Source organism: Shimia sp., from assembly GCF_041624275.1.
Taxonomy (GTDB): Bacteria; Pseudomonadota; Alphaproteobacteria; order Rhodobacterales; family Rhodobacteraceae; genus Shimia.
Map to the genome: position 1 here is coordinate 1 of NZ_JBFJVE010000119.1, position 9,836 is coordinate 9,836.

Below are 9,836 nucleotides of genomic sequence, written 5' to 3' on the forward strand. Positions count from 1 at the left end.
AGTCAGCCCGTCGCCCCTGATATTGAACTTGCGATAGCTGTTCTTCATGAACCCGTCGGGCCCGGCGACAATCATCGCGCCAACCGCATGGGTGCCCTGAATATGGCTGTTGTCATAGACTTCGATCCGCTGCGGCGGCCCGTCGAGGTCAAAGGCCTCGGCAATACCCTTGAGCAGCCGGGTCTGGGTGGCCGACTCGGCCATCCTGCGGGCCAGGCTTTCGCGGGCATTGCGCGCCGCGCCGGCGATCAGCTCGGCCTTTTCGCCCCGTTGCGGCACCACGATCTCGACCTTGCGGCCCAGCTTCTGGCCAAGGGCCTCGGCCATCAGGTCGGCGTTCTCGATCGGATGCGACAGGATCAGTTGTCGCGGCGGATCCTTGCCGTCGTAGAACTGGCCGAGAAAGGCCTCGAGCACCTCCTGCGCGTCGATGTCGGCCCCGACGCGCGGATAGTAGTCGCGGTTGCCCCAGTTCTGGTTGGCGCGGATGAAGAACACCTGCACACAGGCCTGGCCGTTTTCGAGATACAGCGCGATCACATCCGCCTCGGCGACACCGCGCGGGTTGATGCCCTGCGCCGTCTGCACCTGGGTCAGCGCCCGGATCCGGTCGCGCAGCGCCGCCGCCTGTTCGAACTCCATCGCCTCGGAAGCCGCCTGCATCTGCTTGGCCAGGGTCTCCTGGATCTGGGTCGAACGCCCGGACAGAAAGCGTTCGGCGTCGCGGACGCTCTCGGCGTATTCGGCGCGGGAAATCTTGCCGACGCAGGGCCCTGAACAACGCTTGATCTGATAGAGAAGACAGGCCCTGCTGCGGCTTTCGAACTGCGCATCCGAGCAGTTTCTGAGCAGGAATACTTTTTGAAGATGACTCAGCGTCCGGTTGACCGCCCCGGCACTGGCAAAGGGCCCGTAATAGCTGCCCTTTTCCTTTTTCGCTCCGCGGTGCTTCTTGATCTGGGCGAACTCATGGACGCGGCTGACAAGGATATTGGGAAAGCTCTTATCATCGCGCAGCAGCACGTTGTACTTGGGTTTGAGCTGCTTGATGAGGTTCTGCTCGAGCAGCAGCGCCTCGGTTTCGGTCTTGGTCGTCAGGAACATCATCGACGCGGTTTCCGAGATCATCCGCGCAATGCGCCCCGAATGGCCGGTCGGCCTCGCGTAGCTCGACACTCGGGCCTTCAGGTTCCGCGCCTTGCCGACATACAGCACCCGCGCCTGTGCATCGAGCATACGATAGACCCCCGGCGACCCGTCGAGCGTTCTGAGATACTCTTGGATCACCCCGGCGCCGGTCGGCGTGCTGTCTGTCGCTGTCGGTCTTTGTTCCATCGCTTAATGAGTTATGATTCTTTGCCTTCCGCTGCAATCTTCACCATGCATAGGCAAGAGAAAACATGTCCCCGTTTCCTGTGGATAAGTCTGGAGATATCTTGGCGGCAGGAAAGATTCCTTGTTGTTTTAGGGCCATTTCCCCAACTTGCATAAAAAATAGGCATATTATTAAGGCCTTGAAATCATTAAGTTAAAAAATGCACTCTGGACAAATGCCTGATAACATTGAGAAAAAAATAACAGGAATGTAACACGACCGTGAAGGGTGCAAAACTTGGGCCGGAGGTCCCTTGATCCGGCGCGCAACGGGCCCGAAACGGGCCCGGCTCCCTTTCAGAAAGTGAGAACGCAGAGGATGTAGGTGACATAGAGAACGGTCAGCGACAGCCCCCAGATCCGGTTGATGTCCCTGCGAAAATAGACGAAGGGCACCAGCAGCGCCGAGGCCCCCAGCATCACCCACAGATCGAAACGCAGGAACTCAGGATCAACCGGCAAGGGACCGACCAGCGATGCGATGCCGATGATCGCCAGCAGATTGAACATGTTCGACCCGATGACGTTGCCCATGGCGACGTCGGCCTGACGGCGCAGCGCGGCCATCGTCGTCGTCGCCAGTTCCGGCAGCGAGGTGCCCAGCGCCACAAGGGTCAGGCCGATCACGGATTCGCTGACCCCGAACTGCCGCGCCAGGGTCTCGGCGCTGTCGATCAGCAGGTCGGCGCCCAGGGGCAGGCCGATCAGCCCGAGCACCAGATAGAGCATGATCTTCCACCAGGGCATGTCGGGGTCGGCGCCTTCCGGCTCGTCCTCCAGCAGATCACCATTGCAGCAGGAACGGCGGTGCAGCCGCGCATCCTGCACCGCGTGAAGCAGAAAATAAGCCAGCATCGACAACAGCACGACGCCGCTCAGAAGGTCGAACTTGCCCCGGAAGGCCAGCGCGATGAAGACCAGCGAGGCGGCGATCATCTGGCGGTAGGACTTGCGTGAATTGCAGCCCGAGGTGTGCAGCACCGACAGGATCGCCGGAAACCCGAGAACCAGCAGGATGTTGGCGGTGTTCGAACCGACGACATTGCCGATGGCAATTCCCGGCACCCCCTTCAGCACCGCCTGAACCGAAATCAGCAGTTCGGGCGCCGAGGTGCCGAAGGCAACGATCGTCAGGCTGACGATCAGGGCCGGGATCCCGAGGCGCAGGGCCAGGTTCACCGCGCCGCGCACCAGCGCATCCCCCGCGAGCAGCAGCAGGAGCAGTCCCAGACCCGCCAGAAGCCAGACCATGGTCATCCTTTCCCTCGAGTACAGGGACAGGGCCCCTTGCCGATCCGAAACCGCCCGCATTTCGCGCATTTGGCCGATTTCAGACGCTTCTGCCCCGGATACGTGAGCTGTCCGAACATGGCAAGCACCGCCATGACGACCAGGAACAGAGCGACGATCTTGAATATCACCTCAGAGACCAAAACGTGCGAACTCGGCACGCTCCTCGATTGCGGCCAGGGCGTCGGCCGCAAGGGTTGCGCCAAATCTCCGCCAGATCGGGCGGCGCGCCTCGTAGCGGCGCAGCCGCACGTCCTTGCCATAGCGTTCCTTCAGCACCGGCATCATGTGTCCGATACCGTCGATAAGGCCAAGGTCCTGCGCCCGGCGGCCGATCCAGACCTCGCCGGTAAACAGCTCCGGGGCATCGCCCAGCCGCGACCCGCGCCGCTGTTTGACATGGCCGATGAAGTTTTCGTGGATCTGCTCCAGCATGCCCTTCAGCCGTTCGACATCCTCGGGCTTTTCGGCGCGGAACGGGTCGAGCATGGATTTCGATTCTCCGGCAGTGTGCACCCGCCGCTCGAGCCCGTGCCGGTCGAGAAACACATGGGCGCCGAAACTGGCCGAGATCACCCCGATCGAACCGATCACCGAGCTTTCATCGGCGATGATTTCATCGGCGCTGGCAGCCAGCCAATAGCCGCCCGAGGCCGCCACATCCTCGACAAAGGCGATGACCGGCAGGTTCTTTTCCTCGGCCAGCCGGCGGATGCGGGCGCCGATCAGCGAAGACTGCACCGGGCTGCCACCGGGGGAATTGATCTCGAGCGCAACCGCCGCCGGCTTGCCGCGTCGGAAGGCTTTTTCGATCAGCGGCGCCAGGGCGCGGTCGGTCAGCGCGCCGCGACTGCCGGTTCCGATGGCCCCCGAAAGGCGCAGGACGGCAACCGTGGGCGGCGTTTTGACAAAGGGGATCCAGCGTTTCATGCAGTGCCATTTAAAAGCCCGCACCCCTCCAGACAAGGCGGCGACCACAGGAAAGACGGGCAGTGGCGAAAAAACCCTGTTCAAAGGCCGCGCCACCCGCACCCGCCGGCACGCGGGCGCTACTGCCCGCCGGTCAGTTTCTTCAGCCAGCCCTTGGGCTTTGCGCCCTCTTCGGCAGGCGCGGCCTCTTCGGCCTGCACTTGCGGTTCGGGTTCGGGCTCAAGCGCGGTCTGGAGATTGCCGAAGAACTGGTCGGCCATCTTCTTGGCGAACCCGTCGATCAGGCGGTTGCCCAACTGGGCCAGCTTGCCGCCGACCTTGGCGTCGACCTCGTATTCCAGCAGCGTCCCCCCGGTTCCGCTGGCGCTGAGCTTCACATCGGCGCCGCCCTTGGCAAAACCGGCGGCACCGCCCTTGCCTTCGCCGGACAGCCGCAGGCTTTGGTGCTCGACCAGATCCGACAGGATGACATGGCCTTTGAAGGTGGCCTTGACCGGCCCCACCTTCTGGACCACCACCGCATCGAAGCCTTCCTCGACGCTACCGCTCACCTCCTGGGCGCCGGGCACGCAGGCCTCGAGCACGCGGGCACTCAGCAGGGCGGCCCAGACCTCTTCCACCGGGGCCGCGATTTCACGCTGGTCGCTCATATGCATGGGGGCACTCCTCTCGCTCACCTGCATCAGCCTAGTCAGGCGAGGGGCGCGCGTCTACCTGGACTAAATATCCAGTACGATCACCCCGTCCGGTTCGGCTGCCCGGCTCTGGCAGGTGATGATCGCGGTTTCACGCTGCTTCTTTGACAGCACGAAATCGCGATGCTCGACCTCGCCCGACAGAACCCCGCATTTGCAGACGCCGCAGATGCCGTCGCTGCATTTCACATCCACATGAATACCGTTCTCGATCAGCACGTCCGAAAGGTCACGATCCTCGGGCACCTCCAACTCGCGACCGGACCCGGCCAGTTTGACCCTGAAGGCGTGGTTCTCATAGTCAGGCTGCTCGGGCACCGAGAAATACTCCAGATGCCGCGCCTCATCGGGAAACCCTTGCCGCTCTGCCGCCGCGATCACCCCGTCCATGAACCGATCCGGGCCACAGGTATAGACATGCCAGCCCTCCTGATAACCAGACAAAACTTCATCCAGATCAGCCCGGCTGCCCTTGTCCGAGAAATGCAGATGCACCTGATTTGCCCAGGGCACCGCTGCCAGATCCTCGAGATAGCCTGCCGCATCCTTGCGGCTGGCCGAATAGTGCAGTTCGAAATCCCGACCCAGAGCATGCAGCCGATGGGCAAAGGCGATCATCGGCGTGATGCCGATGCCGCCGCCCATGAGAAAGGTCTTGGTCGCCGTTTCATCCAATGCGAAATGATTGATCGGCTTGGAGATGAAGACCTTGCGCCCCTCATCAAAAATCCGGTGCATCAGCAATGACCCGCCCCGCCCCTGATCCTCGCGCAGCACGCCGATCTGGTATTTCGAGCGATCGGCAGGGTCCCCCGACATCGAATATTGCCGCAGGAACTCCGGCGCCACCAACACATCGAGATGCGCCCCGGCGGTCCATTCGGGCAAATTACTGCCGTCCATCGTGGTGAATTCATACTTGGTGACATCCGGCGTCATTTTCTGCGCCGCGCTGACCTCGACCCGGATCACCGGCGCGTCTTCGGCGGCCGGCACCCGATAGCGATGGATCATCGCCGTATCGCCCGCCGCGAGCCGCGCCTTGTATTCCTCGGCGCCGATCATCGCCTGATAGGCCGCAATCCCGGCCTCGCGATCCATCGGAAACGGATAGGGCCAGGGATGCGGCGCCAATGGGGCCGGATAGACCGCCAATGTCTGGTCCCCGTATTTCAGGTCCAGATCCCTTTGCAGGCCACGCCGATTCAGCGGGTGTTTCGAGGGCCGGTAGCCGCCGTCTTCCTCCAGCTCGATATCCCACCACCATTTCTTGGTGTCGTTCAGCCCGCCATTGCCGGCCATATCATCGAGCTTGGCCAACACCGGCGCCGCCGCCGGAATATGCGAGGCGGCCCAGCGGAACGGCGCTTCGGCAAACAGCCCCTCGAGGTTCCATGGGCAGGTCTTCATGCAGCGCCCGCACATCGCCCCGCCCGGCGTGGTGATGCGGTAGGTGGCGCATTTCTGGCTGTCCGATTTCCAGATCTCATAGCCGTTGAACATCAGCTTGGGCCCGGCGGTGATCGCGCCCGAGGGACATTCGCGGGCGCATTTGTTGCAACTCTCGCAGAAATTTTGCAGGCCGAAATCCACCGGCCTGTCATGCGACATCGGCATATCCGTCGTCACCACGCCGGATTTCAGACGCGGCCCCAGATAGGGGTTCAGAATGACCTCGCCGATACGGCTGACCTCGCCCATGCCCGCGAGCAGCAGCAGGGGCGGTTGCAGCACCTCGCCATCCATCACCGTATGCGCCTTGGCCCTGTAGCCGAGGTTGCGGATCTGCTGCGCGATCACCCCGCCCAGCAGGGAGAACCGCAGATAGGCGCGCATCGATTGGGCGACGCTGATCCAGTCGTCGCCCGAGGCGCCCTCCATGGTCTCATAGCCCTGATCGACGATCATGCTGATGGCCTGATCATGCCTCGGCACGATCTCTTCTCCGGCAGCGTCATGACTGTACCAGGCCCAGTCGGGGCAGCGGCTGATGCCCGCCGCGTCGATGCCGAGAAAATAGCTCGCCGCTTTCACATTGGCGGCATTGCGCGCCGCATCGGTCGGCTTTCGGGCCTCTGCGCTCTCGCCGTCCTGCAACAGCACAAAGGCGCCAAGGGCCCGGCGCTGCGCCGCGCTTGGCGCCGATTTGCGGACATAATGCCCGCCCTTGGCGCCCTCTTGCAGCGCCTTGCCCATATCGCCGAAAAGGGCGCGGGCGAACATGTCGGCCCGCTTGGGCACCCGCGCCACGTTGGCCTCGTCAATATAGGTGGTCGGGGTGTCGACGCGCTTCAGCCGCTCGAAAGGCTGCGCCCCGTCGACATAGCGCCGCCGGGCAAAGGGGTCGCGCGTGGCCGCCGATTTGGCCTGCCCCATGCCCAGTTTCCAGCGCAGCCCGTTCAGAACCGACCGCGGCTGCTCTGCCATCGGCCGCAGCGGCGCGTCATGGGCGATGGGCATTTCCGTGGTGACCGCCGCCACGCCAAATCCGGTGCCCAGCCAGGGCGCGATCAGCTTTCCATCTTCACAGCTGGCCATGCCCGAGGCCACCGCCAACCGCCCCAGATCGACATCGCCCGAGGTCGCCGTATGCGCCCGCGCGTCAAAGCCCAACAGCCGGATGTAATTGGCGATCACCACCGCCGTTTCCGTCGCCCGCAGACAGGCCCGGTGGTCCTGCGCGTCCAGAATCCAGTCGCTGCCCGACTCGTGCGGATCGGGATCGCGGTGATGCTCGTACAGGAACACGATGGCGTGGCGGTGGCCGTCGATCGTCGTGGGCGGCGCCTGCATGCTCTCTTTCAGGTCCGCCATGATCAGGTCGATCCCCGAGGCCAGCGTCTTGGTCTGCCGGGTCTTCAGCGCATCGGCCAGACGGTCGATATCGGGGTTGCGCAGCGGCTCTGCCAACAGCGCCTCTTGCGGCAGGGCCCCGGTCGTCACCATCGAGGCATCATTGAAATAGCCGAAAGCCTTGAGGTGATCCGCCCGCTCCTGCAAATCCGCAGGAATCTCGGCCCGCGCCCGGTTCACGAAGCCATCGCGGATCGCATCCATCATCGCCTGAAACTCGCCCATCGCGTTGACAATGCTTTCCGGGTGCTCGGGGCGATGAAAGCTCAGGGGGCGGAAAGCGGGCACCGCCGTCAGATCCGGCATCGCCCCGCGCCGCAGCCGCTCAAGCGGATAGGGTCCGAGGTGCACGGGCCGGTTCTTGGTCGAAAAAATGCGGGACATCTGCGGGCTCATTCCTGGCGGGACTGTTCCTTCTTGACTAACCCAGCCCCCGGTCGCCACTCTGTCACCCTAATGAGTGACAAATTCCCCTCGCGCCCCCTGCCCCGCGATCCGGCCAGCACCTTGATGGCGGCCATCGGCGATGCCGATTTCGGCGAGCAACTGCTGGCGCATGTGCGCAATGCGGCACAGGTGGCCAATATCGGCGCCTTTCTGGTGCCCGACATGGCACGGCCCGAACCGGTTCTGTCGCTCTGGGCCGGAGAGATGAGCGGCTATTGGTTCAACGTCAACGCCCGCAAGATCCTGGCGCATGAGGGGGTGAAGCAGGACATCATCCGCCGCATCCGCGCCGCGCCCTCGGGACGGCTCGCCATCGAACGCTGGCGCCCGGCGCCGGACGATCCTCTGGCACCGATCTACCAGCGCGACGGGGTGATCGAACGCGTCACCGTGGCGTCGCGCGGCGAAAACGCCGGTTACCAGAGCTTTTACCTGCGCGGTCGCAAGGCGGGCTGGTTCACCGAGACCGACATCGCCTGCCTGACCCGGACCCTGCCCTTGGTGCACGAGCTGATCGGCCTGCGCCACCGCATCATCGGCTCCGAGGCGATCCACTATGCGCTCGACGCCCGCGTCACGGCGCTGAAAGCGCGCGACGCCGGCGTTTTCGGCAGGCTTTCACCCCGCGAGGCGCAGGTCTGCGACCTGCTGATAAACGGGGTCGGCGTCAGCGGCACCGCCGCCGCGCTCGGGATTTCGGACAATTCGGTGCGCACCCTGCGCAAGCGGGCCTATGGCAAGCTTGGCGTGCACTCGGCCATGCAGATCGCGGCGCTGGTGCTCAACGCCGCGCCCAGATGACCAAAGACCCTTGCGGCAAGGCAACCATCGCCGCCGGAGGCGGGCGCTACTGCGCCTTGACCTGATGCGCCAGATCGGAACAGGCGGTCATGTCGCCGGCACTGCACCGGTCCTGAAGCGCCTGCAATTCGGCGGTGGGTTGAACGGGCTGCGCCCAACAGGCCGCGAGCGCCAGCGGGGCCAGCAGGGAAATCACGATTTTCTTCATAAGTCACTCTCGGATGAAAAGATGGGCCCAGAATAGCCAAGCCTGCGCCCGAGCCAAATGATTTCCGGCCATTTCGCGCCATTGGCGGCAAAAACTTTTCCGGGGCCACCCGGTTGCGGGCGTTCCGCGTCAGGCCGCCGGGGCGCCGCTGCGTTTGCGACAGGGTCCGAACAACGCCGCCAGCGCCAGCAGCAGGCCCGAGACGGTGGCGATCATGCCGGCGGCGCTGACCGCGTTCTGCGCCCCCAGCCACAGCGGCCCGAACCCGGCAAGCACATAGCCCAGCAGCGCCGAGACCACGGCAAAGGCCACGCTCCAGGCGATCTGCCTTTCCAGCCGGTTGGTCATCAGCCGCGCCGCCGCCGGCGGGCAGATGAACATGGCGATGACGATGATCGAGCCGACCGCGTCGAAGGCCGCCACCGCCGCCACCGCGGCGACCACCACCAGCGCCATCCCCAGCCGCCCCGTCTGCATGCCAAGGGTGCGGGCAAAGCCCTCGTCGAAGGTCGACAGTTTCAGCGGCCGCCAGAACAGGAAGATGAACAGCGCCACCACCAGCAGCGTCGCCGCCATCCGGATCAGCTCGTGCGGCAGCCCGGCCAGCGCCACCGGGTCCAGAAGGCTGTGCCAGCCCTCGGCATCAAGCCAGATCAGGCTTTCCAGATTGCCGTAAAGCGCGTGCTCGACGTCGAGATGCACCGAAGAGGTGTCGGACTGCTCGAGCAGCAGCACCCCGCCGGCGAACATCGAGGTAAAGGTCACCCCCATGGCGGCGCCGGGCTCGATGCGGCCAAGCCGGCGGATCGCCTCGATCAGCACCACCGCGACCACCGCCGCCAGCGCCGCTCCGATCATCATCGGCCATGTCGACACCGCGCCGGTGACCAGAAAGGCGACGACGATGCCCGGCAACACCACATGCGAGATCGCGTCGCCGATCAGCGCCTGTCGCCGCAGCAGCAGAAAATTGCCCGGCAGCGCACAGGCGACGGCGGCGAAGACCCCGATCAACAGCGGCGTCAGCGACAGGGGTACGAATTCTTCGCCGCTCATGACGCCACCCCCTGCGGGCCGCCGATCCGGCGGTCGATCTCCACGATCTGGTCTCCGGTCAACACGGTCTCGATCTCGCGCAGCCCGTCATACAGCGCCGCCGCACCTTCGAAGGCGGGGTCGGCGCGCAGTTCTTCCCAGCGTTTTTCGTCGCGCTGCGCCTTGGTGGCGCGGGCCCGCCC

Annotated in this window: 8 protein-coding genes and 1 pseudogene; 1 reads left to right on the forward strand and 8 read right to left on the reverse strand. The window is 64.3% G+C overall.

Going from position 1 to position 9,836, the window contains the following annotated elements; translation table 11 throughout:
• The 5 genes from uvrC to ABZD10_RS10305 all read right to left on the reverse strand — a co-directional run.
• Positions 1–1,335: excinuclease ABC subunit UvrC (gene uvrC, locus ABZD10_RS10285; RefSeq protein ID WP_372886305.1), on the reverse strand; the 1,335-nt coding region annotated here is incomplete at its 3' end.
• A gap of 336 nt (positions 1,336–1,671) precedes the next feature.
• A complete protein-coding gene (locus ABZD10_RS10290; RefSeq protein ID WP_372886306.1) occupies positions 1,672–2,631 on the reverse strand; it encodes a calcium/sodium antiporter in 960 nt (319 codons plus the stop codon).
• Positions 2,632–2,796: 165 nt separating this feature from the next.
• Positions 2,797–3,594 carry a S49 family peptidase gene (locus ABZD10_RS10295; protein WP_372886308.1) on the reverse strand — a complete coding sequence of 266 codons (798 nt, stop codon included), beginning with the start codon at positions 3,592–3,594 and terminating at the stop codon, positions 2,797–2,799.
• Between the two features lie 119 nt (positions 3,595–3,713).
• Positions 3,714–4,250, reverse strand: a complete 537-nt coding sequence (locus ABZD10_RS10300; RefSeq protein ID WP_372886310.1) for a CoxG family protein — start codon at positions 4,248–4,250, stop codon at positions 3,714–3,716.
• Between the two features lie 63 nt (positions 4,251–4,313).
• Positions 4,314–7,526 (reverse strand): 2Fe-2S iron-sulfur cluster-binding protein, encoded by a 3,213-nt coding sequence (locus ABZD10_RS10305; protein ID WP_372886311.1) that lies wholly within the window; start codon positions 7,524–7,526, stop codon positions 4,314–4,316.
• A 72-nt stretch (positions 7,527–7,598) separates the two neighbouring features.
• Here ABZD10_RS10305 and ABZD10_RS10310 point away from each other — a divergent pair, with 72 nt between their 5' ends.
• On the forward strand, positions 7,599–8,390 hold the full coding sequence (locus ABZD10_RS10310) for a LuxR C-terminal-related transcriptional regulator (protein ID WP_372886312.1): 792 nt from the start codon (positions 7,599–7,601) through the stop codon (positions 8,388–8,390).
• 46 nt (positions 8,391–8,436) lie between these two features.
• On the opposite strand, the gene ABZD10_RS10315 is transcribed toward ABZD10_RS10310, so the two are convergent.
• From ABZD10_RS10315 to ABZD10_RS10325, 3 genes and pseudogenes are all read right to left on the reverse strand, one after another.
• On the reverse strand, positions 8,437–8,598 hold the full coding sequence (locus ABZD10_RS10315; RefSeq protein WP_372886313.1) for a hypothetical protein: 162 nt from the start codon (positions 8,596–8,598) through the stop codon (positions 8,437–8,439).
• Between the two features lie 129 nt (positions 8,599–8,727).
• Entirely contained in the window at positions 8,728–9,654 is a 927-nt protein-coding gene (locus ABZD10_RS10320; protein WP_372886314.1) for a metal ABC transporter permease, read from the reverse strand.
• A pseudogene (locus ABZD10_RS10325) lies at positions 9,651–9,836 on the reverse strand (metal ABC transporter permease); the annotation flags it as partial. The pseudogene ABZD10_RS10325 and the gene ABZD10_RS10320, both read right to left, overlap by 4 nt.